21 protein-coding genes are annotated in these 26,767 nt (G+C 66.3%); 15 read left to right on the top strand and 6 right to left on the bottom strand.

Annotated features, from left to right (window positions below; genetic code table 11):
- The first annotated feature begins 37 nt into the window (after positions 1-37).
- The 7 genes from ABIA65_RS30995 to glsA all read left to right on the top strand — a co-directional run bounded on the left by ABIA65_RS30995 (position 38) and on the right by glsA (position 10,232).
- Positions 38-1,357: a M20/M25/M40 family metallo-hydrolase gene (locus ABIA65_RS30995; protein WP_354525961.1), complete on the top strand. Its 1,320-nt coding sequence runs from the start codon at positions 38-40 to the stop codon at positions 1,355-1,357.
- 466 nt (positions 1,358-1,823) lie between these two features.
- Positions 1,824-3,782 carry a primary-amine oxidase gene (locus ABIA65_RS30990; RefSeq protein WP_354525960.1) on the top strand — a complete coding sequence of 653 codons (1,959 nt, stop codon included), beginning with the start codon at positions 1,824-1,826 and terminating at the stop codon, positions 3,780-3,782.
- Positions 3,783-3,926: 144 nt separating this feature from the next.
- Entirely contained in the window at positions 3,927-5,315 is a 1,389-nt protein-coding gene (locus ABIA65_RS30985) for an APC family permease (RefSeq protein WP_241404101.1), read from the top strand.
- Between the two features lie 86 nt (positions 5,316-5,401).
- Positions 5,402-5,902, top strand: a complete 501-nt coding sequence (locus ABIA65_RS30980; protein ID WP_241404102.1) for a hypothetical protein — start codon at positions 5,402-5,404, stop codon at positions 5,900-5,902.
- Positions 5,899-6,651 carry a hypothetical protein gene (locus ABIA65_RS30975; protein ID WP_502919642.1) on the top strand — a complete coding sequence of 251 codons (753 nt, stop codon included), beginning with the start codon at positions 5,899-5,901 and terminating at the stop codon, positions 6,649-6,651. The genes ABIA65_RS30980 and ABIA65_RS30975 overlap by 4 nt, the downstream gene beginning before the upstream one ends.
- 88 nt (positions 6,652-6,739) lie before the next feature.
- On the top strand, positions 6,740-8,938 hold the full coding sequence (locus ABIA65_RS30970) for a hypothetical protein (protein WP_354525958.1): 2,199 nt from the start codon (positions 6,740-6,742) through the stop codon (positions 8,936-8,938).
- A gap of 16 nt (positions 8,939-8,954) precedes the next feature.
- Positions 8,955-10,232: a glutaminase A gene (glsA, locus tag ABIA65_RS30965; protein ID WP_354525957.1), complete on the top strand. Its 1,278-nt coding sequence runs from the start codon at positions 8,955-8,957 to the stop codon at positions 10,230-10,232.
- A gap of 6 nt (positions 10,233-10,238) precedes the next feature.
- Here glsA and ABIA65_RS30960 read toward each other — a convergent pair whose 3' ends face one another.
- Positions 10,239-10,529 carry a hypothetical protein gene (locus tag ABIA65_RS30960; protein ID WP_241404105.1) on the bottom strand — a complete coding sequence of 97 codons (291 nt, stop codon included), beginning with the start codon at positions 10,527-10,529 and terminating at the stop codon, positions 10,239-10,241.
- A gap of 91 nt (positions 10,530-10,620) precedes the next feature.
- A complete protein-coding gene (locus ABIA65_RS30955) occupies positions 10,621-12,225 on the bottom strand; it encodes an adenylate/guanylate cyclase domain-containing protein (RefSeq protein ID WP_354525956.1) in 1,605 nt (534 codons plus the stop codon).
- 47 nt (positions 12,226-12,272) lie between these two features.
- Here ABIA65_RS30955 and nucS point away from each other — a divergent pair, with 47 nt between their 5' ends.
- Both nucS and ABIA65_RS30945 read left to right on the top strand, forming a co-directional pair.
- Positions 12,273-12,941 carry an endonuclease NucS gene (nucS, locus tag ABIA65_RS30950; RefSeq protein WP_241404107.1) on the top strand — a complete coding sequence of 223 codons (669 nt, stop codon included), beginning with the start codon at positions 12,273-12,275 and terminating at the stop codon, positions 12,939-12,941.
- 17 nt (positions 12,942-12,958) lie between these two features.
- Positions 12,959-13,255 (top strand): Rv1322 family protein, encoded by a 297-nt coding sequence (locus ABIA65_RS30945; protein ID WP_354525955.1) that lies wholly within the window; start codon positions 12,959-12,961, stop codon positions 13,253-13,255.
- A gap of 4 nt (positions 13,256-13,259) precedes the next feature.
- Here ABIA65_RS30945 and mce read toward each other — a convergent pair whose 3' ends face one another.
- On the bottom strand, positions 13,260-13,736 hold the full coding sequence (mce, locus tag ABIA65_RS30940) for a methylmalonyl-CoA epimerase (protein WP_354525954.1): 477 nt from the start codon (positions 13,734-13,736) through the stop codon (positions 13,260-13,262).
- An 82-nt stretch (positions 13,737-13,818) separates the two neighbouring features.
- Here mce and ABIA65_RS30935 point away from each other — a divergent pair, with 82 nt between their 5' ends.
- The 3 genes from ABIA65_RS30935 (at position 13,819) to ABIA65_RS30925 (ending at position 16,373) form a co-directional block, all read left to right on the top strand.
- Positions 13,819-15,000 carry an acetyl-CoA C-acetyltransferase gene (locus tag ABIA65_RS30935; protein ID WP_241404110.1) on the top strand — a complete coding sequence of 394 codons (1,182 nt, stop codon included), beginning with the start codon at positions 13,819-13,821 and terminating at the stop codon, positions 14,998-15,000.
- A gap of 74 nt (positions 15,001-15,074) precedes the next feature.
- A complete protein-coding gene (locus ABIA65_RS30930) occupies positions 15,075-15,464 on the top strand; it encodes a DUF3817 domain-containing protein (protein WP_354525953.1) in 390 nt (129 codons plus the stop codon).
- Between the two features lie 12 nt (positions 15,465-15,476).
- Positions 15,477-16,373 carry a tetratricopeptide repeat protein gene (locus tag ABIA65_RS30925; protein WP_241404112.1) on the top strand — a complete coding sequence of 299 codons (897 nt, stop codon included), beginning with the start codon at positions 15,477-15,479 and terminating at the stop codon, positions 16,371-16,373.
- Between the two features lie 89 nt (positions 16,374-16,462).
- Here the strand turns inward: ABIA65_RS30925 and glgB are convergent, their stop codons facing one another.
- Complete coding sequence (gene glgB / locus ABIA65_RS30920) at positions 16,463-18,676, bottom strand: 1,4-alpha-glucan branching protein GlgB (RefSeq protein ID WP_354525952.1); 2,214 nt, start codon at positions 18,674-18,676, stop codon at positions 16,463-16,465.
- Positions 18,677-18,679: 3 nt separating this feature from the next.
- The gene (locus ABIA65_RS30915; RefSeq protein ID WP_241405552.1) at positions 18,680-20,770 is read right to left on the bottom strand and encodes an alpha-1,4-glucan--maltose-1-phosphate maltosyltransferase; all 2,091 of its coding nucleotides are present in this window, start codon (positions 20,768-20,770) and stop codon (positions 18,680-18,682) included.
- Positions 20,771-20,941: 171 nt separating this feature from the next.
- Here ABIA65_RS30915 and glgP point away from each other — a divergent pair, with 171 nt between their 5' ends.
- From glgP to ABIA65_RS30900, 3 genes are all read left to right on the top strand, one after another.
- Positions 20,942-23,563 carry an alpha-glucan family phosphorylase gene (gene glgP / locus ABIA65_RS30910; RefSeq protein WP_354525951.1) on the top strand — a complete coding sequence of 874 codons (2,622 nt, stop codon included), beginning with the start codon at positions 20,942-20,944 and terminating at the stop codon, positions 23,561-23,563.
- Positions 23,560-24,408 carry a Vgb family protein gene (locus ABIA65_RS30905; protein WP_354525950.1) on the top strand — a complete coding sequence of 283 codons (849 nt, stop codon included), beginning with the start codon at positions 23,560-23,562 and terminating at the stop codon, positions 24,406-24,408. Before glgP ends, ABIA65_RS30905 begins: the two co-directional genes overlap by 4 nt.
- Before the next feature lie 125 nt (positions 24,409-24,533).
- Positions 24,534-25,214 carry an MspA family porin gene (locus tag ABIA65_RS30900; protein WP_371747086.1) on the top strand — a complete coding sequence of 227 codons (681 nt, stop codon included), beginning with the start codon at positions 24,534-24,536 and terminating at the stop codon, positions 25,212-25,214.
- A 64-nt stretch (positions 25,215-25,278) separates the two neighbouring features.
- Here ABIA65_RS30900 and ABIA65_RS30895 read toward each other — a convergent pair whose 3' ends face one another.
- Positions 25,279-26,715, bottom strand: coding sequence for a neutral zinc metallopeptidase (locus ABIA65_RS30895; protein ID WP_241404117.1), 1,437 nt, complete (start codon positions 26,713-26,715; stop codon positions 25,279-25,281).
- Positions 26,716-26,767: the final 52 nt, after the last annotated feature.

The raw sequence follows: 26,767 nt of genomic DNA, 5'->3' as shown, positions 1-26,767 counted from the left end.
GCGGCATCCGGTCCGTCGAAGATTGGAGGTGGGCAGGATGGTCAGTGCCGTCGACGAGGTCGTCGATCTGGTGAGCACCCTGATCCAGTTCGACACGTCCAACACCGGCGATCCCGAGACCACGAACGGTGAACGGGACTGCGCACACTGGGTGGCGGAGAAGCTCGAAGAGGTGGGGTACCGCACCGAGTACGTCGAGGGTGGTGCGCCCGGGCGAGGCAATCTCGTGACCCGCCTGGCCGGCTCGGACCCAACCCGCGGCGCGTTGCTGATTCACGGTCACCTCGACGTTGTGCCCGCCGAGGCGGCTGATTGGAGCGTGCATCCGTTCTCGGGCGTGGTGGAGGACGGTTACGTGTGGGGCCGCGGCGCGGTCGACATGAAGAACATGGTGGGTATGGTGATCGCGGTTGCGCGGTATCTGAAGCGCGAGAACATCGTGCCGCCAAGGGATTTGGTCTTTGCATTCGTTGCCGACGAGGAGGCGGGCAGCAAGTACGGTGCGCAGTGGCTTGTCGATCATCGCCCAGACCTCTTCGACGGGGTGACGGAGGCGATCGGTGAGGTGGGCGGATTCTCGTTGACGATCCCACGGCGCGACGGTGGTGACCGCAGGTTGTACTTGATTGAGACCGCGGAGAAGAGCATGTCGTGGATGCGCCTGACCTCGCGTGGTCAACCGGGCCACGGCTCGTTCACCCACGACCACAATGCGGTGACGACGGTGGCCAAGGCGGTGGCGCGGCTGGGCGAGCACGAGTTCCCCGTCGTACTGACCGAGCCCGTGACGCAGCTGCTCGCCGCGATCAGTGAGGAGACCGGGTACGGATTCGAGGGCGACGATCTCGAAGGTGCCATCGCAAAGCTGGGGTCGATATCGCGGATCATCGGAGCGACGCTGCGCGACACCGCGAACCCGACGATGCTGCAGGCGGGTTACAAGGCGAATGTGGTTCCCGCCAGCGCCCAGGCGATCATCGACTGTCGCATCCTGCCCGGTCGTCGGGCAGCCTTCGAGGCGGCGGTGGACGAGCTTCTTGGTCCAGACGTCACTCGGGAGTGGGTCACCGACTTGCCGACGTATGAGACCACGTTCGACGGTGAGCTGGTCGAGGCGATGACCGCGGCCCTGTTGCGCGCCGACCCCGACGCGAGGCCGGTACCGTACATGTTGTCCGGGGGTACGGATGCGAAGGCGTTCGCGCGGTTGGGGATTCGCTGCTTCGGATTCGCTCCGCTGCGGCTGCCCGCGGATTTGGACTTCGCTGCCCTGTTCCACGGAATCGATGAACGGGTGCCGATCTCGGCGCTGGAGTTCGGCGTCGAGGTGCTCCTCGACTTCGTGATGCACTGCTGAGCCCCGCGCGGGTGCTGGCACGGAGGCGATATCGCCTGTGCCACTTGAGTGCTTGAGTGCTTGAACTCAGCATTCCACGACGTCAACGGGCACAACGTCGCCCGCCACGGCGTTGCCGTCGGCGGGTTGGCCAGCTATAAAGACGGGATCGTCGTCACTTGCCTGCAAACCGGTGGTCAGAGCCGATGTGGGCAGCGGGTCTTGCGCCACACGGTCGCCGTCAGCGAGGGCACGTTCACGGCACCTGCCGTGCCCGCCACCGGAAGTCGACCTGTGTGCGCCGACGTCGCGCGGGCGATCGAACTGCCAAGTCGTGACTCCACCCGCGCATGCGGAGGACCCGATCGCAAAGCATTTGCAACGGCGGGGTTGTGTGATCGACCTTTCCGACTTATCGTTTACCAAACGTTTGGCATGACCTGCCTCACACTCCCAAATCCATCTCGACCCCTGGAGGAACACGCCAGTGACTGCACTCGATGAACGACGGGCAACGGCTCCCACGGCTGATGTACTGGCCAGCCTGACCGCTGAGGAGATCGACGCGGTGCGCACCATCGTGTCCACGCCTGAGCGCATGGGCGCGTACACGCGCTTCGTCTACGTGGGGTTGATCGAGCCGCCGAAGCACGAAGTTCTGGCCTACGAGGCCGGCACCGCGCCATGCCCGCCGCGGATCGCGCGCGTCATGCTCCTCGACCTGCGGTCGGGGTTGGCGCAGGATCTACGGGTCGACCTCACCGCGCAGGCGGTGGTGGCGGAGGCGGTCGTCGACGGCGCCGACGGCCACGTGCCGATGCTGATCGAAGAGAACGACATGATCGTGCCGATCCTGCAGGCCGATGAGACCTGGCGCGCGGCGATGAGTGCGCGCGGACTCGATCCCGACAAGGTGATGCCGTGCGGGCTCTCGGCGGGACACTACGGGCACGCCAATGAGCACGGACGCCGCGTCATCCGCTGTCTCGGCTTCTATCGGGAGAGCCCGGACGACATGATCTGGGCACGTCCCGTCGACGGTGTCTGCGCCTACGTCGACACGGTCGCCCAGGAGGTCATCGAGGTCGTCGATGATCGCCATCTGCCGGTTCCCGAGGAGACCACCAACTTTCACCAGGCCGAGTACTGCGGCCCGACGCTGAACACGCTGAAGCCGATCGAGATCACCCAGCCCGAGGGACCGTCGTTCACCGTGGACGGCGCCAGCGTGGAATGGGCGAACTGGAAGTTCCGGGTGTCGTTCGACGCGCGCGAGGGTCTGATCCTGCGTCAGCTGACCTTCACCGACGGTGGGGTGGACAGGCCGGTTCTCTACCGCGCGTCGATCGCCGAGATGGTGGTTCCCTACGCGGATCCCTCCCCAACGCGATACTGGCAGAACTACTTCGACACCGGCGAGTACCTGTTCGGCCGATTCACCAACTCGTTGAAGCTGGGCTGCGACTGTCTTGGGGACATCCACTACTTCGATGCCGCCCTCGCCGATGAGTCCGGCAACCCGCAGACCATCACGAATGCGATCTGCATGCACGAAGAGGACTTCGGCACGCTGTGGAAGCACACCGACCACTACACCAAGACGTCCGACGTGCGGCGCTCTCGACGGTTGGTGATCAGCTCCTTCACGACCGTGGGCAACTACGACTACGGGTTCTACTGGTACCTGTACCTCGACGGCACCATCGAATGCGAGGCGAAGCTCACCGGGGTGCTGTTCCCGTCGTCGTATCCCGGAACTGACTACCCGTATGCCAGTGAAGTCGGCCCCGGTGTCGGGGCGCCGTATCACCAGCACATGTTCTGCGCACGCTTGGACATGATGGTCGACGGCGTGAACAACAGCGTGGTCGAGATCGATGCCAAGCGCGTCCCGATGGGCCCAGACAACCCGTGGGGCAACGCATTCACCAACACCGTCACCCCGATCGCATCGGAGTCCGAGGGCGGTCGGTTGGCCGATTCGACACGAAGTCGGACATGGCACGTCATCAACAAGGACAAGACCAATCGCCTCGACCAGCATCCGGCCTATGCGCTCTACCCGCATGACAGCCCCACCATGCTCGCCGACGAGAACTCCAGCATCAGTGCCCGCGCGAACTACGCCACGAAGCACCTGTGGGTCACCGCCTATGACCCCGAGGAGCGTTATCCCGCAGGCGATCTCGTCAACCAGCATCCTGGCGGCGCAGGCCTCCCGCAGTGGATGGCCAACGACCGCAATCTCGAGCAGGCCGACGTCGTCCTGTGGCACGCATTCGCCATCACACACTTCCCGCGGCCCGAGGACTGGCCTGTCATGCCCGTCGACTACGTGAAGTTCGCGCTCAAGCCGCACGGCTTCTTCGACCGCAGTCCCGTGCTCAACATCCCCAAACAGGATGGCGGCCACTGTAATTCCGGAGGTGCCGACAGCTGCCACTAGCCTGCTCGGCCCGTCCGGCCGGTCGCACCGTCGATCGGCCGGACACCACGCGCACCTCACTCCAACGCCGCGGCAGACTCGCTGCGCCGCCGACTACGCCGACGTCTCGGCGCCCCATTCTCTTCGCTGCGATCAGGAGCAGTAATGAATCAACCGGCATCCACGCCGCATATGGAGCCCACCCTCGGGCTGCGATCGGTGGTCTTCTTCGGCCTGGCCTACATGGGCCCTCTCATCGGCATCGGCATCTTCGGGGTCATCGCGACCAAGAGCCAGGGCGCCGCCGCGGGCGCCATGGTTCTGGCCACCGTCGCGATCCTGTTCACCGCCATCAGTTATGGCACCATGGCGCGCCGCCACCCAGCGTCCGGCAGCGCATACACGTACGCACGCAAGACAATCGGACCGCGCGTCGGATTCATGGTCGGATGGTCGATCCTGCTGGACTACCTGTTCATCCCGCTGGTCATCTGGCTGGTCGGTGCGGAATACCTGTCAGCGCAGTTCCCCGGCGTTCCCAAGGCGGTATGGGTCATCGCGTTCGTCGCGTTGACCACCCTCATCAACTACTTCGGGATCAAGGTGGCTGACCGGGCCAACTTCCTGTTCGTGCTGTTCGAAGTCCTGGTCCTGGGCTTCTACCTGGTGTTCTCGATGGCCCACATCTGGGGCGGAGGCGGCGCGGGGGCGATGTTCACCCTGCAACCGTTCATCGGCGTGGTCGAGCAACTGGGGCCCATCGCCGCGGGCGCCGCGGTGGCGGCGTACTTGTTCCTGGGATTCGACGCGGTGAGCACCCTGAGCGAGGAGACGAAGAACGCCGAGCGGAACATTCCCCGAGGCATCGTGCTCATCGCGCTGATCGGCGGCGCAATCTTCATCTTCACTCTCTATCTGTTGTCGATCATCGAGCCGGGCAGTGAACTCTCCGATTCCATCGGGTCGGATATCGCCAAGACCATCGGCGGAAACCTCTTCGCTGCCATCTTCCTGGCGGCCCTGGTGTGCCAGCAGTTCACGGCGGGCATTGCCGCTCAAGCGAGTTCGGCACGACTGATGTACGCCATGGGACGCGACGGGGTCTTCCCGCGACGGTTCTTCGCCAAGCTGTCGGAGCGCTACCTCACACCGATCAACGGCATCCTCGTCTGTGGTGTCATCGGCCTCGGCGCGATCTGGTTGACACTGACGGTGTCAACCTCATTCATCAACTTCGGGGCGTTCCTCGGCTTCACCATGGTCAATGTGTCGGTCCTGGCGTACTTCCTACGAAACCGCGCTCACGAGAAGCTCAATCCGTTGATCTATGTCGTGTGTCCCATGATCGGCGCAGCCGTGGACATCTTCCTGTTGTTGTCACTGGACAGCACCGCCAAGGTGCTGGGCGGCATCTGGGTGGGACTGGGATTGGTCTACCTCCTGGTTCTCACCCGCGGGTTCCGCAGGCCGCCACCGGAACTCCACACCGATGCGGTGGTCAGCAGCGACCCTGAACCGGCGTCTGACGCCGCCGCGATTCCACGGACCCGCTGACACGTTCACACCGTGATTCCCAGGCGATCCAAACCCTGGGAATCACGGTGTGCGCCGTCCCGGTTGCCGACAGGGAGGCCGGCTCGATGACTCTGCAACACCCCTCGGCACGGTTCGCGACAGCGGGCCGCAGGACGTGCGCCATCATGGCCGCTGGCTCGGCGGGCGTGCATCTGATGATGCTCAGCCAGTCGGCCTTCGCCCTTGCCGCACTGCCCGTGGCGCTGATGGCTGCCGTCTGCCTGATGTGCGCGCGGGACCTCTGGCGTGAGGCCTCGCTGCGGACGTGGTGTGCGGTCGCCGTGATGAACCTCGGCATGATCGCAGCCCATTGGTCGATACCCGGGTGCGGACACAATTCCGTTGCCGCAGCGACACAGGTAACTCCGTCGACGTTGATGGTCGTCGCCACCGTCGTGTCCGTCGTGGAGGCGACGATCGCCACGGTGGTGATGATCGTCCAGACGCATCGACGGGCTCAGCACCTCTTCCCGCGGCCCAACGGACCCGTGCTGGCGGTGGTGCATCAGCTCGACGCCGCGGATCAGCAGCGCACGGCAGGCGAGACGGACATGATCGCTACATAAGTCTGCTCACGCTGCCCACCGCGACGCTCGACGATGCCGAGGTGGCCAGCGCCCTCGGGCGCTCGGTAGGGCTGATCAACCCGATACTCGACGCGCTGGCGGGTATCGACCTTCTGGGCTTGAAGAAGCGGACGCACCGCCTCGGCGCCTCCGATGACGCGGTCGACAAAGCACTGGACGTTTTGGCCTGGGCGCTCAACACGGCCGACGTGCCTGGCACGAAGTCCTGGGCCGAGATGGATCTCGACGCGCGTGTCGACTGGTGGGTACGGCGGGTCGGAGCACTCGACACGCTGCTGGTCGCCTTCCCTGGCGTGTTCGGCGTGATCGCCGACCGGTTGCCCATTCAGGATCTGCTGGGCTTCTCCAACCAGTCGATCGTGTTGTGTGCGGTGGCCCGTGAGCATGGCATGAAGGACCGTGATGAGCAGGTTCGACTGCTCGCCTCGGTGATGTGCGATCGGGACCTGACCGCACTGAAGGCCGGGGCCGATGCGGGGGAGTCCGACGAGTCGAGGCCGAGGGACACCACCGTGGTCGGCAGGCTGTGGCACCTCGTCGGGGTCGCCCGCGCAGCCAGCGATGAACTGGTCAAGCGGAATCGTCCGCGGGCCGTCTTCCGTTATCTCGGCATGCTGCCCGGGGTGGGTGCGGTCGCGGACTACCTCGGTGAGTACGGCGCGCTCCTGCGGGCCGCCAAGGAGGGACAGACGTGGATCGCTCAGCACACCTCGCCTGCGACCGCGTGACGTAGCTGGATCGAGCACGCTTTGCTGACCGCGCTGGTATAACGAGAAATCGGATATTAGCTACGTCACAGTAAGGTGCGTCTGCGCTATGTCAGAGACTCTTTCGACGACCAACGTATCGCGCGGTGCCGCCCGATTCGTGGGCCGGGTCGGCGCGCTGGCAGTGGCCCTCGGAATCGGTGTGGCCATCGCCAACAACCCCGCCGTCGCGCTCGCCGACGAGGGTGGTTCCGATTCGTCGTCATCGTCCTCGTCCTCGGCGGGGCAGTCCTCATCGAGTGGGTCGAATGACAACGCCGCGTCCACCGGGACAACCAGGACCACCAAAACCACCGGGACCACCGGGACGACCAAGACCAAGGACACCAAGCCAGACCAGAAGGCCGATGAGACCAAGACCGCCGGCGACCGCGCCTCCGAGGCGGCGGCTGATGCGGACGCAGAGGGGATCGGGCCCAATAGGCCCAACAAGCGGACCAAGCCGACACTTCGGACGTCAGCGGCCACGGCCACCGCCGACCGCGTGGCACAGACCGCGGCGGACCCATCATCCGAGCCCGCGAAGCGCGATGACGCGCCTGACGCGCACGACCCTGACGCGCAAGACCCTGACTCACAAGACACAGTCGTCCACACCCTGGCCGCCGCCGAGGAGGACGTCACCACAGGGACCGCGGGCGCCGCCGAGGCCGTCGCTGCGAAAGCCGCACCCGCTGCGCCAGCGCCAGAGCCCGCGCCGGCGCTGTGGGCGACGCTGGCCTGGGCGCGCCGCGAGATCGGGCACATGGCCAATCCGGCATCCAATCCGGCAGGGACGGGCACCGTCGCGGCAACGACAGGCACCTCGACCTCGACGACCTCGGCGGCGCCGGTCGAGCCCGCCGTGTCGATCACCGCCACGAGCCCGCTGGGCACCCAACAGCAACTCGACGCTGAACGGATCGCGTGGCGGACCGTCAACACGCTGCCGGTCGCACTGATGAAGGTGGTGCTGCTGGCCGGATTCCAGGCGGCGGCCAATCAGCAGTTCTCCGAAGTCGGCGGACCCGACCGAGCCAACCTCGGTCAATTGGGGGCCGCGATCGACGAGTACGCCATGGCCGCGGCGTTTCAGCAGCAGCTCCTCAACTCGAATGCGCCGACGGTCGTCATGCAGGTGGCGCCCGGGCACACCTGGTACGGCCAGCGGGTGCCCGGTTCGCGCATCCTCTACGACAACCCGGACACGGTGTACCGCTTCATGGGTGTCAACGGGGCGTCGTCGTACGTCATCCGGGGCCGCTTCGAGGGGGAGGTCCCCGCCGACACGACGTTCAGCGTGCTGACCGGATTGACCGGAAACACCGCCTCGGTCCTGACCAAGGACGAGTTGGTGATCAACCCTGACGGCACGTTCACCATCACCGCCGACAGGAATCCCGCCAATGGCAGGGTGAATCACCTCCAACTCACATCCGACTCGACGATCATCGCGACGCGGAACACGTTGGCCGACTGGGGCACTGAAGTGCCCATGAGTCTGGAGATCAAGCGGGTCGGCGGTCCGCCCAACAGTCTGTTCAGTCAGCTCGGCGGGTTCGCGATCCCCGGGTTGGGGAAGTTCGTGGTGGAGAATCCGCTGCTGACCACGCTGGTGTCGTTGATCCCGCCGCTGCCCTTTGAGCCGCCGCTGCTGCGGGGCATCTTCACCGCGGTGATCATGGCGCTGGGAATTCAGCGGGAGGCCACCTACATGGCGGTGGCCACGACCGACCCGGTGACCGGTGAGCGCATCCCACCGAATGTGTTGAAGAACCCCACTCGCAATGCGGAATTCCTTGCCACACAGTTGCAGAGCGCGGGCTACTTCCAGCTGGCCGACGACGAGGCGCTCGTCGTCACGATCGATCCGGGCAACGCCGGTTACTTCGTCGTTCCGGTGACCAACGACTGGACGATCTCGAAGGACTACTGGAATCAACAGACCAGCCTCAACAACGCGCAGGCACTCGTCAACGACGACCTGACCACCTACACCGTCGTGATCTCGAAATCCGATCCCGGCGTCGCGAACTGGGTGTCCACCGGTGGCCTCAATCAGGGCACGATCTCCATGAGATTCCAGGATCTCGATCCCAGCGCGCCTGACGATCTGCCGACCGTGACGAGTCGCGTCGTCAAGCTCAGCGAGCTCGACGGCGCCCTGCCCGACGGCACCGTCTACTACACACCGGCACAGCGTGCGGCGCAGCTGGCGGAGCGCAAGGCGGGCTTCGAGAACCGCTTCGCACCGTATCCGCAGCCCTGAACCTAGACTCGGGCTCGTGGCCCAACTGGTGCAGCAGTACCTGGACCGTATCCGTGCCGAGCACGCCGACGTGACCGACGGCGCGCTGGCCGATTACATTCCGGAACTGGCCCGCGTGGATCCAAACCGGTTCGCGCTGTCGCTGTCCTCGGGTGATGGCTTCGTCTACGAATCCGGCGACGCCGAATTGGAATTCACCATTCAGTCCATCTCGAAGCCCTTCACCTACGCGCTGGCGCTCGACCGTATCGGCACCGCCGCGGTGGATGCGAAGATCGGTGTCGAGCCCTCGGGCGAGGCCTTCAACGAGATCAGTGTCGACCAGACCACCAAGACGCCGAAGAACCCGATGATCAATGCCGGTGCGATCGCCGCGGTCTCGCTGGTGCCCGCCGCCACGCCCGATGAGCGCTTCGAGGCGATCCGTGACTTCTACTCCGGGTTCGCGGGCAGGCGCCTGGAACTCGATGCCGAGGTCTACGCGTCGGAGAAGGCAACCGGCAATCGAAACCGCGCGATCGCCTACATGCTGGCGAGTTTCGGTGTTCTCGACGATGATCCCGACGACGTACTCGACGTCTACTTCCGGCAGTGCTCACTGCGCGTCACGTCGACCGATTTGGCCCGGATGGCTGCCACACTCGCCCGCGGTGGCGTCAACCCCATGACAGGGCGCCGTGTCACCAACGCATCGGTGGTGAAGCGGACGCTGTCGGTGATGGTCACGTGTGGCATGTACGACGCCACGGGGGACTGGGTCAGCGCCGTCGGCATGCCCGCCAAGAGCGGCGTCGGCGGCGGGATCGTCGCGGTCCTGCCCGGGCAACTGGGCATCGGTGTCTACTCACCGCTGCTGGATGCCAGGGGAAACAGTGTTCGCGGAGTCCGGCTGTGCCGCAGCCTGTCCGAGCAACTCGGTCTGCACTTCCTCACCGTGTCCCGCGACTCGCGGTCAACGCTGCGCGCGGTGTACCAGCCGCGCGCAGGCATCCGCGTCTACGAGACGCACGGCGATCTACTGTTCTGCGGCGCGGAACAGGTGATTCGCACGGTCGAGCGGGAGAAGGGCGAGTTCGACGTCGCGATCCTCGACGTCTCCCGGGTCGACGACATCGACGACGCCGCACGCGGATTGCTGTCGGGCATGAGCGCCGCGCTTCGGGCCTACGGCAGGGTCGGCTACATCGTCGATCCGGACCGCATTGTGATCCGGGCCGATTCGGAGTTCGAGGCGATGCGCTATCTCAGCGTCGAAGACGCGGTTGCCGCAGCCGAAGCCAGGCCGCAGCGCTGAGCGCGGTCAGCGCTGGATCGGGCAGGCGACGTCCACGGAGACCGTCGTCGTCCCAGTCTGATTCGAAGTGGCAGTGCCGGGGTTCTGGATCGAGGTCACGGTGCACGTGGTGAGCAGCGCCGTGTTACCGCTGGGCACGCCATTCACATCCACGACGTAACCCTGCTCCTGGAGTTCCTCGATAACGGCGGAGGCCGACTCGGTGTCGATGTCGGGGTCCGCCGTGGCGGTGTGCGTGACGGTCATCGCGAAGGCAAGGACGGCAAATGCCGGTGCAAGGTGTCGTATTGCGGACATGTCGGAGCCCTCTCGGTGAGACTCAGAACCCCTGAGTCTTGGCTGTGAGAATGTCCCGACGGTAATGCCCGCGCAAATGTGGTGAGGGCTTCTAGATCGGCGTGGCGAGTCTTGTGGCCTCATCGTGACCTCGCAGTGTCACTGTGTCGCCCAATCGCCAACGGGCGCTTTCGGCGTCACCCGCGTTGCCGACCATCTCCGCCGCGGCGACCAGGTGGCCCGGCACGGTCTTCGACAGCTCGCACAGCCGAGCCGCCTCGTGGACGGGCTCGCCGATCACGGTGTACTCGAACCGTTCCTTGGCTCCGACGTTGCCTGCCACCACCTGGCCGGCGGCCACACCGATGCCCGCCTGGCACTCGGGCACCTCGGCGCGTAACCGCTCCGCCATCGCCCTGGCGGCCGAAAGTGCCTCGGCCTCGGCGTTGTCGAGCGACACCGGCACACCGAACACGGCAAGTACCGCGTCACCCTCGAATTTGTTAACCAGGCCGTGGTGACGGTCGACCTCGTCGACGACGACGGCGAAGAACCGGTTGAGAAGTTCGACCACCTCGACGGCGGGCCTGCTGGTGACCAGCTTCGTCGAGTCGGTGATGTCGACGAATATCACCGCGGCGTGCCGTTCCTCGCCGCCCAGCTGCGGCCGTTCCCTCTCGGCCAGCGCGGCCACCTCACGGCCGACGTGCCTGCCGAACAGGTCGCGCACTCGTTCGCGCTCGCGCAGACCGCCCACCATCGAGTTGAAACCCCGCTGTAGTTGGCCGAGTTCGGTGCCGTCGAAGACCACCAGGTTGGTGTCCAGGTCGCCCTGTTCGACGCGGTTCAGGGCCGCGGCCACGACGCGGACCGGTGTCACGGTGAGCCACGCCAGGATCCACATCAGGATGAAGCCGAAGACCAGTGCGAACAACGCCAGGATCATCACCGCGACTGTGAACTGTGTCGGCGACACGTTGTGCAGTGACAGCGTGATGATGGCGGCCAGCAGGATGCCCAGCACGGGCACGCCGGAGCCGAACGCCCACACGGTCAGCGTCCGACCCATGATGCCGGGTGCGAAACGGCGAGGCGGGGGGCCCACCTCGAGGGCCTGCGCGGCGACGGGGCGGAGCGCGAACTCGGTGAACAGGTAACAGCTGGCTGACACGACGATGCCGGGAAAGCTGATGCCCAGTAGGACCTTCGGGATGTAGTTGGTGTCCTGCAGCCCGTAGAGAACGGTGAGCACGACGGTGCCGCCACCCCACAGCGCCAGCAGGACGCGGGTGAGGCGCCACGGTGCGAAGAAGGTATTGCGTTGGTCCTCGGGTGTCGGTTCGCGTTCCTCGAGCGCCCACCGGACGTTATTGATGACTCGGTTGGTCGCCCAGACGACCCCGCCCACGAACGCCAGCGCGATGTAGGCAGGCGCGGCCGCGAACGTGATCCACAGGACCCGTGAGTCGAAGACGCTCGGCACCGGAAAGGTGACCGTGACGACGAGGAGGGCGACACCGATCCCGACGAGGTTGGCGCCGAGGACGAACGTCGTGAGGATGATCTGGATGCGGACGCGGCGACGGCTCTGACTCTCCGAGACCCGACCCAGGATCCACGACCCGTACTCGGGAGTCGCCGGCCCGCGACCGCTCTGGTTGGTGACCTTCTCGAGCACCCGGCCAAGACGCTGCGCGCTGCTCTTTCTGTCCGTCATCGTGGCGCCAGCCTAGTGATGGTCGCGGCACAAACTATGGTGGTTCGGTGCGCCTCGTCATTGCTTCGTGCACCGTCGACTACGTCGGTCGCCTCACAGCCCATCTTCCATCGGCTCGGAGGCTCCTTCTGTTCAAGGCCGACGGTTCGGTCAGCGTGCACGCCGACGACCGTGCCTACAAGCCGCTCAACTGGATGAGCCCGCCGTGCTGGGTCACCGAGCAGAACGACGGTGCGCTGGTGTGGGTGGTGGAGAACAAGGCGGGTGAGCAGCTGCGCATCACGGTCGAGGACGTCGAGCACGACTCGAGCCACGAGTTGGGCGTCGACCCCGGTCTGGTCAAGGACGGTGTCGAGGCTCATCTGCAGGAGCTGCTCGCCGAGCATGTCGAGCTTCTCGGTGTGGGCTACACGCTGGTGCGTCGCGAGTACATGACGGCCATCGGGCCGGTGGACCTGCTGTGTCGTGACGAGCTGGGTAAGTCGGTGGCCGTGGAGATCAAGCGACGGGGCGAGATCGACGGTGTGGAACAACTCACCCGGTACCTCGACCTGCTCAACAGGGACAGCGTGATCGCGCCCGTCGCTGGCGTGTTCGCCGCGCAGCAGATCAAGCCGCAGGCGCGCACGCTCGCCACTGACCGTGGAATCCGTTGCGTGACATTGGATTACGACCAGATGCGGGGTTTGGACAGTAACGAGTTCCGGCTGTTCTGAGCGCCTACACTTCAGGCATGCCCAAGCGTCGACCTCCGCCTCGCAAACCGCGGACGCTACCGCCGTTGCTGGACGGGCGTCGCGTCGAGCAGGGACCCGACGGCTACGACTACGAGGTGAAGCCCGTCGCGAGCTCGCGGGCCACCAAGATCTACCGATGCCCGGGTTGTGACCACGAGATCAGGCCGGGTATCGCGCATGTGGTGGCGTGGCCCGCCGATGCGGGGGAGTCGGCCGTCGACGATCGCCGGCACTGGCACACCGCGTGCTGGGCCAACCGGATGACCCGGAATCCCACCCGAAGGTGGTCCTAGCGGATCAGTGCTCTGCGTCGGCCGCGGGCTCGACGAGTTCCACCAGCACGCCGCCGGCGTCCTTGGGGTGGATGAAGTTGATCCGCGAGTTCGATGTGCCCTTGCGCGGGACGTCGTAGAGAAGGCGGATGCCCTGCTCGCGCAGGCGGTCGCTGAGGGCTTCGATGTCACTGACGCGATAGGCGAACTGCTGCAGGCCGGGGCCGCGCTTGTCGAGGAACTTGGCGATGGTCGACGTCTCGTCGAGGGGTGCCATCAACTGCACCTGCGCGCTGCCCTTGGCCGCGCCGCGAACCGACAGCATCGCCTCGCGAATGCCCTGCTCCTCGTTGACCTCTTCGTGCAGCACGATCATGCCCAGATGGTCGTGGTACCACTTGATGGCGACATCGAGATCGGGGACTGCAATCCCGACGTGATCGATCGCCGTCACCAGCGCACTTGCGAGCGCCGGACGGGCATCTAGATGCTCGGTGGTCATCTCGTAACGGTAACCTTTACCTGAATGTTTGAGGAATGTGTGATCGGCCACATGGCGCGGATCCCAACTCTTGGAGGTAGAAATGACGACGTCGGTGATCGTTGCTGGAGCCCGTACTCCCATGGGCAAGTTCATGGGTTCGCTCAAGGACTTCTCGGGCACTGATCTGGGCGCCGTCGCCATCAAGGGCGCGCTGGAGAAGGCGGGCGTCGATGCCTCGGCGGTCGATTACGTGATCATGGGGCAGGTGCTGACCGCGGGCGCGGGTCAGATGCCGGCTCGTCAGGCCGCCGTCGCCGCGGGTATCGGCTGGGACGTGCCCGCGCTGACCATCAACAAGATGTGCCTGTCGGGTATCGATGCCATTGCGCTCGCCGACCAGCTGATCCGGGCCGGGGAGTTCGAGGTGGTGATCGCCGGCGGCCAGGAGTCGATGAGCCAGGCCCCGCACCTGCTGCCCAAGAGCCGCGAGGGCCTCAAGTACGGCAACGCCACGCTGGTGGACCATCTGGCCTACGACGGCCTGCACGATGTGTTCACCGACCAGCCGATGGGCGCGCTCACTGAGCAGCGCAACGATGTCGACCAGTTCACCCGCGAGCAGCAGGATGAGTTCGCCGCCGGGTCCCATCGGAAGGCCGCCGCAGCGTGGAAGGACGGCGTCTTCGCAGATGAGGTCGTTCCCGTGTCCATCCCGCAGCGCAAGGGCGACCCAATCGAGTTCAACGAGGATGAGGGCATCCGCGCCAACACCACCGCCGAGTCGCTGGGCGGACTCAAGCCCGCGTTCCGCAAGGGCGGCACCATCACCGCGGGCTCGGCATCGCAGATCTCTGACGGTGCATGCGCGGTGGTCGTGATGAGCAAGGCGAAGGCAGAGGCGCTCGGACTCAGCTGGTTGGCCGAGATCGGTGCGCACGGCGTCGTCGCGGGCCCCGACTCAACCCTGCAGAGCCAACCCGCCAACGCCATCAAGAAGGCGATCGCCAAGGAGGGCATCACCGTCGAGCAGCTCGACGTCATCGAGATCAACGAGGCATTCGCCGCGGTCTCGTTGGCCTCGACCAAGGAGCTGGGCGTCGATGCCGAGAAGGTGAACATCAACGGTGGTGCCATCGCGGTCGGGCACCCGATCGGCATGTCGGGTGCTCGGATCACGCTGCACGCCGCGCTTGAACTAGCACGACGGGGCTCCGGCTACGCCGTGGCGGCGCTGTGCGGTGCCGGCGGACAGGGCGACGCACTGGTCCTGCGGAGGCCCTGAGCGCTGAGTGTGCCCTCAGCGTGATCAACGACGCTACGTAGTAGTCCGCCTCGGTTTCGGGCACAATGGCGGCCATGACGAGCATTTTGAGTGGCCCACGCGCTGGCGCAAAGGTCGCAGGTTGGTTCCGGTTGGTGGCCTTGGCCGAGGCCTTCAGCTGGGTAGGCCTGCTGGTCGGGATGTACTTCAAGTACGCGGGTTCGCCCCAGACCGAGATCGGCGTGAAGATCTTCGGCCCGCTGCATGGCGGGATCTTCATGGCGTTCGTCGTGGTCGCCGTGCTGGCTGGGATCGCATTCAAGTGGGGCGCGCTCACCTGGATCCTCGCTGCGCTGGGCAGCGTCGTGCCGTTGGCCAGTGTGATCTTCGTCATCTGGGCAGATCGCACCGGCCGCCTGGGAGACAAAGGCCTGGCAGCGAAGGATTCTGTGGCCTCCGCTCAGACGGCCACCGAAGCGGCGTGACAAACTGAGGGTGTGACACGTCCCCGTCCTTCCATCGGCCCCGCATTGGCCGGAGCGGTTGATCTCTCGGCGCTGAAGAACCCACCCACGGCCCCGCCGACGGGCGCGGGCGGAGCGGATCCGACCGTTCCCGGCGTAGAGGTCACCGAGGCGAACTTCGAAACCGAGGTTCTCGCCAGGTCCAACCAGGTGCCCGTCGTGGTGCTGCTGTGGACTCCGCGCAGTGCGTCCAGCGTGCAACTCGCTGAGATGCTGGGGGCGCTGGCCGATGCCGACGGCGGTAAGTGGGCATTGGCCACCGTCAACGTCGACGTCGCGCCACAGGTCGCGCAGGCCTTCGGCGCCCAGGGCGTGCCCACCGTCGTCGCGCTGGCGGCAGGGCAGCCGCTGTCCAGCTTCCAGGGCGCACAGCCGCCAGAGCAGCTACGCCGCTGGGTTGACTCGCTGTTGGACGCCACCGCGGGCAAGCTGGCGGGCGGGCCCGGGGAGGCCGAGGCGGTCGACCCCGAGCTGGAGGCGGCACGTGCGCACCTCGACGAGGGCGACTTCGACGCCGCACTCGCCGCGTATCAGGCGATCCTCGACGCCAAGCCCAATCACGACGAGGCCACCGGTGCCATCCGCCAGATTGTCTTTCTGCAGCGGGCGACGGCGCAGCCGCCGGAGGCCGTCGCGCTCGCCGATGCCAGCCCCGACGATATCGATGCCGCGTTCGCCGCGGCTGACGTCGAGACCGTGACGCAGAATCCCGCGGCCGCGTTCGATCGCCTCATCGGGTTGGTCAAGCGCACCGCGGGCGACGACCGCACCAGGGTGCGCACACGGCTCATCGAGTTGTTCGAACTGTTCGATCCCGCCGACCCCGACGTCATCGCCGGTCGGCGCAATCTCGCCAACGCGCTCTACTAGTCCCGCAGTCCCGCGAGCAGACGCAAAACTGTCCCTTTTCCGGCGAAAAGGGGCAGTTTTGCGTCTGCTCGCGAGGGAAACTGGAGCAGTCAGGCCGGCTCGAACCACAGCGCCGCCAGCGGTGGCAGCACCATCACGGCGGACGCCGGCCTGCCGTGCCACGGCTCGTCGGTGGCCTCGACCGCACCGAGATTGCCGATGCCGGCGCCGTTATACGTCGTCGCGTCGGTGTTGAGCACCTCGCGCCACGACCCCGAGTGCGGCAGGCCCAAGCGATAGGACGCGTGCTCTGTTCCCGAGAAGTTGAACACGCACGCCATGACGGAGCCGTCATCACCGAAGCGCAGGAAGCTCAGCACGTTGTTCGCGGAGTCGTTGGCGTCGATCCACGAGTAGCCCTCCTGGCTGGTGTCGCGCGACCACAGGGCGCGGCGGTCCCGGTAGATACCGTTCATATCGCGGACGAAGCGGGCCAGACCGTTGGAGAAACTGTTCTCGCTCAACTGATGCCAGTCGACGCCCCGCTCATCGGACCACTCGGCGCGCTGGCCGAACTCCTGGCCCATGAACAGGAGCTGCTTGCCCGGGTGCGCCCACTGGTAGGCCAGCAGTCCGCGCAGCCCGGCTGCCTTGGCGTGGTCGTTGCCCGGCATCCGGGTCCACAGTGTGCCCTTGCCGTGCACCACCTCGTCGTGACTGATCGGCAGGACGAAGTTCTCGCTGAACGCGTAGAGCATCGAGAACGTGATCTCGTGATGGTGAAAGCTGCGGTGAATCGGGTCACGCTTGATGAACTCGAGCGTGTCGTTCATCCAGCCCATATTCCACTTCATCGAGAAGCCAAGTCCGCCAAGGTTTGTCGGACGGGTCACGCCCGGCCACGACGTCGACTCCTCGGCGATTGTCACGATGCCCGGCGTGGCCTTGTGGACCGTCGCGTTCATCTCCTGCAGGAACTGGACGGCCTCCAGGTTCTCGCGCCCACCGTGAACGTTGGGTGTCCAACCGTCCGCAGGCCGTGAGTAGTCCAGATAGAGCATCGAGGCGACGGCGTCCACGCGCAGGCCGTCGATGTGGTACTCCTGCAGCCAGTACAGGGCGTTGGCGACCAGGAAGTTTCGCACCTCGGCCCGGCCGAAGTCGAAGACGTATGTGCCCCAGTCGAGTTGCTCGCCACGATGCGGGTCCGAGTGCTCGTACAGCGGTGTGCCGTCGAACCGGCCGAGCGCCCAGGCGTCCTTCGGGAAGTGAGCGGGAACCCAGTCGACGATCACGCCGATCCCCGCGCGGTGCAGTTGGTCGACCAGGTACCGGAAGTCGTCAGGGGTTCCCAGCCGTGATGTCGGCGCGTAGTACGACGTCACCTGATAACCCCACGAACCGCCGAACGGATGCTCGGCAACCGGCAGCATCTCGACGTGTGTGAAGCCCTGCTCGACCAGATACTCGGTGAGCTCAGTGGCGAGTTCGCGGTAGCTCAGGCCGGGTCGCCACGACAGCAGGTGCACCTCGTATGTGCTCATCGGTTCGAAGACCGGATTGCGCAACGCGCGCTGCGACATCCATTCGGCGTCACCCCACGTGTACTCGCTCTCGGTGACACGTGATGCCCGCGCGGGTGGGACCTCGGCGGCGAACGCCATCGGATCGGCGCGCTCGGTGGTCACACCGTCGGCGCCGTGCACGCGGAACTTGTACAGACCGTCGGTGGGGAAGCCCGGCCAGAACAGCTCCCACACGCCGGTCGACCCCAGGACGCGCAGCGGCGCCTCATTACCGTCCCAGTGATTGAACTCGCCGATCAGGCTGACGCCCTTGGCGTTCGGCGCCCACACGGCGAACGAGACACCGTCGACGACGCCATCGGCCGTGGTGAAGCTTCGGGGGTGTGCGCCGAGGACCTCCCACAACCGCTCGTGCCGACCCTCGGCGAACAGGTGCAGATCGACCTCGCCGAGTGTGGGCAGGAACCGGTAGGCGTCCGCGGTTCTGTACACCACGGGCGCGTCGTCCTCCGTGGCGCCGGGGTAGCTGATCTCGAGTCGATAGTCGATCAGGTTCGTGAACGGCACCGCGACTGCGAAGAGGCCGCCCTCGACGTGGTTGAGCGGGTAGCGCTGCTCGCCGATCACGGCGACGACGTCGCGGGCCCATGGGCGTAGCGCCCGGATCACCGTGTGGTGGCCGTACTCGTGCGCACCCAGAATCGAGTGCGGATCGTGGTGCTCGCCGGCGAGCAGTCTGCGCAGGTCCGCGGAATCGGGTCGGAGGTGCACGCCGTTGAGCGAGTTGGTGCGGGTCATATGTCACTCCCTCCGCAAGAGATTGAGCCGTTTCTCGTATGGGATCGACGGCATGTTCAGCACGTGCGCGACCGCCTGGTTCGGGTCGAGGCGAACGTAGTTGGACTGTCCCCACTGGTACTCAGCCCCGGTGATCTCATCCCGCACCCAGAATCGGTCGTGATCCTGCATACCCAGGGCTGCCATGTCCAACCACAGCGTCGACTCCTCGGCGCCGAACGCGTTGAGCGTCACGACCACCAGCACGCAGTCCCCGGTGGCGGGGTCGAACTTGCTATAGGCCAGGAGGGCGTCGTTGTCCAGGTGATGGAACTTGATGGTGCGCACCTCGCTGAGTGCCGGGTGCAGCTTGCGAATCTCATTGAGCCGAGTGAGGAACGGCTCCAGCGACTCGCCCCTGGCCAGAGCACCCTCGAAGTCGCGGGGACGCAACTGGTACTTCTCGGAGTCCAGGTACTCCTCGCTGCCCTCGCGGACCGCCGCGTGCTCGAACAGTTCGTAGCCGGAGTACACGCCCCACGTCGAACTCATCGTGGCGGCCATCGTCGCGCGAATGGCGAACATGCCCGGGCCGCCGTACTGCAGGCTCTCGTGCAGGATGTCGGGCGTGTTGGTCCACAGGCTCTGCCGGGCGTAGTCGGCGTGTGTGGCGAGCTGCTCGCCGAACTCGGTCAGCTCCCACTTCGCGGTACGCCACGTGAAGTAGGTGTAGGACTGTGTGAAGCCGAGCTTGGCCAGGCCGAAAAGCCGTGCCGGCCTGGTGAACGCCTCGGCCAGAAACAGCACGTCGGGATCGGTGTTCTTCACCTCGCCGATCAGCCACGCCCAGAAGTTGGGTGGCTTGGTGTGCGGATTGTCGACGCGGAACACCTTGACGCCGTGACTGATCCAGTACCGAACCACCCGCAGCACCTCGGCGTAGATTCCGGCCGGGTCGTTGTCGAAGTTGATCGGGTAGATGTCCTGGTACTTCTTCGGAGGGTTCTCGGCGTAGGCGATGGTGCCGTCGGGCAACACGGTGAACCACTCGGGGTGGGACGTGGCCCAGGGGTGGTCCGGAGCGCACTGCAGCGCCAGATCCAGCGCGACCTCGAGGCCCTCGGCGTGGGCGGCGGCGACGAAGTCGTCGAAGTCGTCGATCGTGCCCAGTTCCGGATGCACCGCGTCATGGCCGCCCTCGTCGCTGCCGATGGCCCACGGGGATCCGACGTCGTTCGGTGCCGCTGTGACGCTGTTGTTGCGTCCCTTGCGGTGCACCTTGCCGATCGGATGGATCGGCGGTAGGTAGACGATGTCGTAGCCCATGTTCGCCACTCGAGGCAGCGCCTTGGCCGCCGTCGCGAACGTGCCGTGTACCGCGTTGCCTGCGGCGTCCCAGCCGCCTGTCGAGCGCGGAAACATCTCGTACCACGCGCTGAATCGCGCCAGCGGTCGATCCACCCAGACACCGAATTGGTCTCCGCGCGTGACCAGTTCGCGCAGCGGATAGCGCTTGAGTAGATCGGTGACCTCGACGGCGAGCGCGGCACCCGCCCTGGTGAACGGATCGCCGGGTGCGCGCAGCCGGTCCGCGGCATCGATCAGCGGGAAGCGGTCCTGACGTGGCACGCCCATAGCGGCCCGCTCGAGGAGCTGCGCACCCACCAGCAGGTCGTTGTCCAGCTCTGATTCGCCCTGCCCCGCCTCGAGCTTGGCGGTGACGTTGTGCCGCCATGTACTCAGCGGGTCACCCCAGCCGTCCACCCGGAACGTCCACAGCCCGACGGCGTCGGGCGTGAACTGGCCATGGAACACATCGGGGACGGACCCGGGCAGCATCGGCAGCCGTTGCGGTTTGACCCGCTGGGAAGCGCCCACCACCGTCTCGATCGGGACGGGTTCGAGTTCGGCAGGCCGCAGGCCCGTGGGCGTCTCGGCCAGCCGCGGGTAGGCGGTGCCGTGGTATCGGACGACCAGCGTTGCCGCTACGGCATCGTGGCCCTCGCGCCACACCGTCGCCCGCACGGGCAGGATCTCGCCGACCACCGCCTTTGCCGGAAAACGGCCACCCGAGACCACAGGCGCGACGTCATCGATACCGATACGACCGACCACCACCACCCAACTCCTCACGTTGTACGCGGCCTGCTCGGCCGCGCGGTGTCGTCTGTTCCGTTACAGCCCCGTCGCTCTATACCCACCGTAGTGTCCGGCCGAACCAAAGGTGCTCCGATGCTGTCATCGACACCGGTGCCACGCATGAATTCGTCGGTAAGGTGAGATCGCGTGAAAGCCCTTCGCAGATTCACGGTCCGCGCCCACCTTCCGCAGCGTCTCGCCGCACTGGAGCGGCTTTCGGTGAACTTGCGATGGTCGTGGCACATACCGACGCAGGATCTGTTTGCCACCATCGAGCCCGACTTGTGGAAGCAGGTGGGCAGGGACCCGGTGGCGCTGCTCGGCGCGGTGAGCCCCAAGCGGCTCGATGAGTTGGCGGTGGAGGACTCGTTCCTGACGCGCCTGGATGATCTCGCGGCCGATCTCGACGACTATCTGAGCCGCCCGATGTGGTACCAGGAGCGCGCCGCGGAGGCAGAGGCGGAGGACGGCGGATCGCCCTGGCCGACGGGGATCGCGTACTTCTCGATGGAGTTCGGCGTGGCCGAGGTGCTGCCGAACTACTCGGGAGGTCTGGGCATCCTGGCCGGCGATCACCTGAAGTCCGCGTCTGACCTGGGGCTTCCGCTCATCGCGGTTGGCCTCTACTACCGATCTGGCTACTTCCGGCAGTCGCTGACCGCCGACGGCTGGCAGCACGAGACCTATCCGCCCCTGGATCCGCAGGGTCTGCCGCTGCGCCTGTTGACCGACGAGTCGGGAGCGCCGGTCCTGGTGCGGCTGGCCATGCCGGACGCCGGCGAGCTGAACGCCCGGGTGTGGATCGCACAGGTGGGCCGAATCCCGTTGCTGCTCTTGGATTCCGACATTCCAGAGACCGAGCACGATCTGCGCAGTGTGACCGACCGCCTGTACGGAGGTGACCAGGAGCACCGAATCAAACAGGAGATCCTGGCCGGGATCGGCGGCGTGCGTGCCATCCGCGCGTTCACCGCGGTCGAGGGCCTGCCGGAACCGCAGGTCTTCCACATGAACGAGGGGCACGCCGGGTTCCTGGGAGCCGAACGTATCCGGGAACTCGTCACCGATGGCGGCCTGGACTTCGACACCGCGCTCGCGGTGGTCCGTTCGAGCACCGTGTTCACCACGCACACCCCCGTGCCCGCGGGTATCGACAGGTTTCCGGTCGAGATGGTGCGGCATTACTTCGGCAGCCCCGCCGGTAGCCCGTCGGGTGCGAATTCACTTCTGCTGCCCGGTGTTCCGATCGACCGCATCCTGGCGTTCGGTGCCGAGGACGACGCGTCGAAGTTCAACATGGCCCACATGGGCCTGCGTCTGGCGCAGCGAGCCAACGGTGTGTCCCTGCTGCACGGCCAAGTCAGCCGCGGCATGTTCAACGAGCTGTGGCCCGGATTCGACGAGGGCGAGGTGCCGATCGGGTCGATCACCAATGGTGTGCACGCCCCCACCTGGGCGGCTCCGCAGTGGCTGGAACTCGGGGGTGAACTCGCCGCTGGTGACTCGTTGTCGGAGCCCGCGACCTGGGAGCGGTTGCAGCAGGTCGACCCCGCTCGCCTGTGGTCGATTCGCTCTCAGCTGCGTGAGCGACTGATCGCCGACGTGCGGGCGCGGGTGCGCAGGTCATGGCAGGAGCGGGGCGCATCGGAAGCCGAGTTGGGTTGGATTGCAAGTGCGTTCGATCCGAACGTGCTGACCGTTGGGTTCGCCCGCCGGGTGCCGACGTACAAGCGGTTGACGCTGATGCTGCGCGATCCCGAGCGACTCGAGCAACTGCTCCTCGACGAGGAGCGGCCGGTGCAGTTGATCGTCGCAGGCAAGTCACACCCCGCCGACGAGGGCGGCAAGGCGCTGATCCAGCAGGTGGTGCGTTTCGCCGACCGGCCCGAGGTGCGACACCGCATCGCCTTCCTGCCCGACTACGACATGTCGATGGCGCGGTTGCTGTACTGGGGCTGTGACGTGTGGCTGAACAATCCGCTGCGGCCGTTGGAGGCCTGCGGCACGTCGGGCATGAAGAGTGCGCTCAACGGGGGTTTGAACCTGTCCATCCGCGACGGCTGGTGGGATGAGTGGTACGACGGCGAGAACGGTTGGGAGATCCCGACCGCCGATGGCCTCGCCGACGAGACCCGCCGCGACGATCTCGAGGCCGCCGCGCTGTATGACCTGCTGGCCGATTCGGTGACGACCAAGTTCTACGACCGCGACGAGCGGGGTATCCCGAACCGCTGGGTCGAGATGGTGCGGCATACGCTTCAGACGCTCGGGCCCAAGGTCCTCGCGTCGCGGATGGTGCGCGACTACACCGAGAAGTACTACGTACCCGCCGCGCAGTCGCTGCATCGCACGATCGAGCCCTTCGACGGCGTGCCCTTCGGTGCCGCCCGTGGTCTGGCGGCCTATCGGCAGCGCGCCGAGGACGCGTGGCCCAAGATCCAGATCACCGACGTGGACAGCTACGGCCTGCCCGACACACCGCTGCTCGGCTCGGAGCTGACGTTGACCGCGACCGTGCACCTCGCCGGGCTGCAACCGGACGAGGTGGTGGTGCAGGCCGTGGTCGGGCGGGTGGACGCGACCGACGCGTTGGTGCATCCGGAGACTGTACGGATGGCGCACACCGGGACGGCCAACGACGGCAACGAGGTGTTCTCGACGAGAACCCCTCTGCCCGTTGCGGGTCCGGTCGGCTACACGGTGCGCGTGCTCCCGCACCACCGTTTGTTGGCCGCACCCACCGAGCTGGGTCTGGTCACGCTGGCGTGAGTGGAATTCTCGAGGTTGCGATCGACGGCGGGCCCTATGCCCTGGCGCTGGGGCCCGACGGCGCGATGTGGGTCACGCTGGCGCGCCGCGGCGCGATCGCCCGTGTGACGGCAGACGGGGACCTGCGTGAGTTTCCCGTCGCGGGTGACGCCAAGCCGACGACCATCACGGCCGGGGGAGACGGCGCGCTGTGGTTCGCCCGCTCCGGTGATGACCGCATCGGCCGGATCACCACCGACGGCGAGCTGAGTGCTGTCGAATTGTCCAACGGGAGTTCGCCGTTCGGGCTGACGATCGGACCCGACGGTGCGCTGTGGTTCACCGCGATGGAGACCGGGACGGTCGGTCGAGTCTCCGCCGACGGTGTCGTCGAGGAATGGCCGGTCGGGGGCAGACCGTCGATGATCACGAGTGGGCCCGACGGCGCCCTGTGGTTCACCATGAACCAGGCCAACGCGATCGGCAGGCTGGACCTCGCAGGTGAGTTGACGGTGCGCGCGCTGCCGACGCGCGGTGCGGGGCCGGTGGGCATCACCGCGACTCACGACGACACGGTCTGGTTCACCGCGATCCTGGCCGACAAGATCGGCCGGATCCCGATGGACGATGCGATTCAGGAGATGGATCTGCCGGGCAAGCCGCACGCGGTGGTCGCCGATCCCACCGGCGGGGTGTGGGTGAGTCTCTGGGGTGCCGACCAGATCGCCCGGGTCAGTGCCGACGGCGAGGTTTACACCATCGACCTGCCCGGCGGGAGCGAACCGCACGGGATGGCGGTGGGCCGCGACGGCGCCCTCTGGGTGGCGCTGGAAGTGGGTTACGTTCTGCGGCTGCCGACCAACTGAGTTCAGTTCTCCAACCCCGCGGTCGACGGACCCTCTGGCGCGGTAGGTTCCGAAGAACGAAACAAGGGGGTCCAACTGTGCCGAGGGAACGTCTCACCGTGCTGGTCGGATGCGTGCTGGTCGCGATGGCGACCGCACCATCGGCGGTAGCCGATCCCGAAGTGGTTGCCATCGAACCCGTCGTCGCCGAGGCCCCACTTGAGGGCGTCCCACCCCCGCCGGACGGTGCGGTGGTCTCGCCGCCACCACGGACCTTGACGACACCCGACGGGTGGACGCTGACCCTGGCGGCCAAGGACGAGACCCAGGTCGCCAGCGCCCCACTGACGACCGCGCTGTCATCGCGGGAGTACGTCGTCGGTGGCACGTTCAACGGCTCACTGGACGGGCCCAGTTCCGACGGCGACCCCGGGGGAACCATCGAGGTCGGCTACCAGATCGGGTGCGGTATCGACATGAGCACGTCGAACGGCGTCACCCTCGCCGGGACTGCGGGGCTCAACTCGTCGATCGGCATCCTCGGGACCGACGTCGCCTCGCCCCTGCCGGAGGGCATTCTGCCCGGGGTGGGTGCCAACATCGGCGGCGGTGTGACCGTCGGTCTGAAGCCCGGCATCATCAATACCGTCCCCGTCACGAAGAAGGAGTTCGAGGGCTCCGAACCGTGGGTGATGATCAGCAACTTCCACGTCAAGATCGACGGCTGCGTCGGTGAGTCATTCATCCGCTCGTACGCGTTCCTGACCCGCTCCACGAGGATGTCCGACGCGATTCTGGCCTACTACGGCGAGACGAAGGTCGTCTGACAGTGCGACTTCGGCGCGATAAGGAGCGCCCACCGCTCCGAAACGCGCCGAAATCACGGTGGGGCTAGTCGAAGCGCTTGAAGCAGCGGTCGGTGTCACCGAGGACACCCACCCGGAACGCGTCGATGCGCGAGAAGCCCGACGGCACGGAGTCACCGTTGACGTCGCTGGCGACCATGCCGTTGAGCAGGATGCCCGACACCGCCTCGTCGACGTCGCCCGCGGTGAGGGCGATGGTGTCGCCGTCGGGGGTGGTGATCGGCTGAGTCATCTTCGCCGTCGCGACGCCCGTGAGGCAGGCGGTGCGCAGCGCGGCCTCGGCGGTGTTCAGTGCGACGTCGCCGTGCTCATGCTGCAGCGCCTGCATATAACGGGACACCAGGATTGAGTAGGCGGTGTTGTCGCCGGTGACCAGTCCGCCGCCGTCCTCCTCGCCGGCTGCGGCTCCGACCGCCGCCAGTTTGTCGACGTCGACGATGATCGTGTTGGAGGCCGGGCAGTAGGAGACGGGTGGGCGCATCCGGGCGTCCTGGCAGTCCTGCGCCTCAAACGCCAGCTCTGGCGGATTGGCGGGTTCGAAGAGGATGCCCAGCGCGTCGATGATGGAGCGCACCGAGTCCTCGGTGACGGGCAGTTCGCCGGTCTCATCGTCGGGTAGCAACACGGGCAAGTCGCCCCGACGCTGATCGATCTCCTGCATGTCGATGCCCTTGCAGGAACTCGCCCCGTCGGTGAAGCCGAACTGGAACGCCGACACCCTCTCGAACGCCGAACCGTGCTCGTCCGTACCGACTTCGGGGTCGCTCTCGGTGAGCAGCGGGTCGCGGAAGGCGATCATCGCGGCCAACAGGTTGTTCAGCCCCTCGCCGGTGTTCATCGTGAACCGGGGGGAGTTGTCCTCGGCAACCCAGCGCATGTAGGAGCCCGCCAGGCAGTCGGCCTGTTGCTCGCTCATCAACGTGGGTGTGTCATCGTCGACGAGCCCGGCCTGATGCTGGATCGAGTGGCCGTACTCGTGTGCCAGCACCATCGTGACCGCCATGTCGCCGTTGGCCCGGCGCAGCGATGGCAGCAGCTCGCCGCGGTCCCAGCCGATGCTCTCGTCATCGAAACAGAACCCGGCATTGACCAACCCGACGGTGTCCATACCGCAGAACACGCCGTCGAACTCCTCGGCGTCCCATGAGTGGAGTTCGGAGGCGGGCGTGAACTCGCCGTCGAACGTCTCGCCGTAGGCGGTCGCCCAGAACTCCTCGATATCGCTGATGGACTGACGCGCGAGTTCGTCGATATCGCCGCCGTCGGTTCCCACCACGTCACGTGACGGCTCGGCGGCATCATCACGCAGACCCGTTGGCCCGTCGGTGGCGGGCATGCCCGCGACGCTGAACGGATCGTTGAACACCGACACGGCGCTGCCCGACACGGTCGAGGCGCACGAGGTGACAAGAACTGCGGCACACGCGGCGACGGCCAGTGACCCCAGGTGCCGACGACCCATGGACGCCGCCTTTCAGGTTTCGCGGGGCGGCCGTGGCGGCGCGCACTACTGA

Source organism: Mycolicibacterium sp. 624 (assembly GCF_040548615.1).
GTDB lineage: Bacteria > Actinomycetota > Actinomycetes > Mycobacteriales > Mycobacteriaceae > Mycobacterium.
The sequence above is the reverse complement of the archived record's forward strand: the minus strand, read 5'-3'. Positions and strand labels throughout refer to the sequence as shown.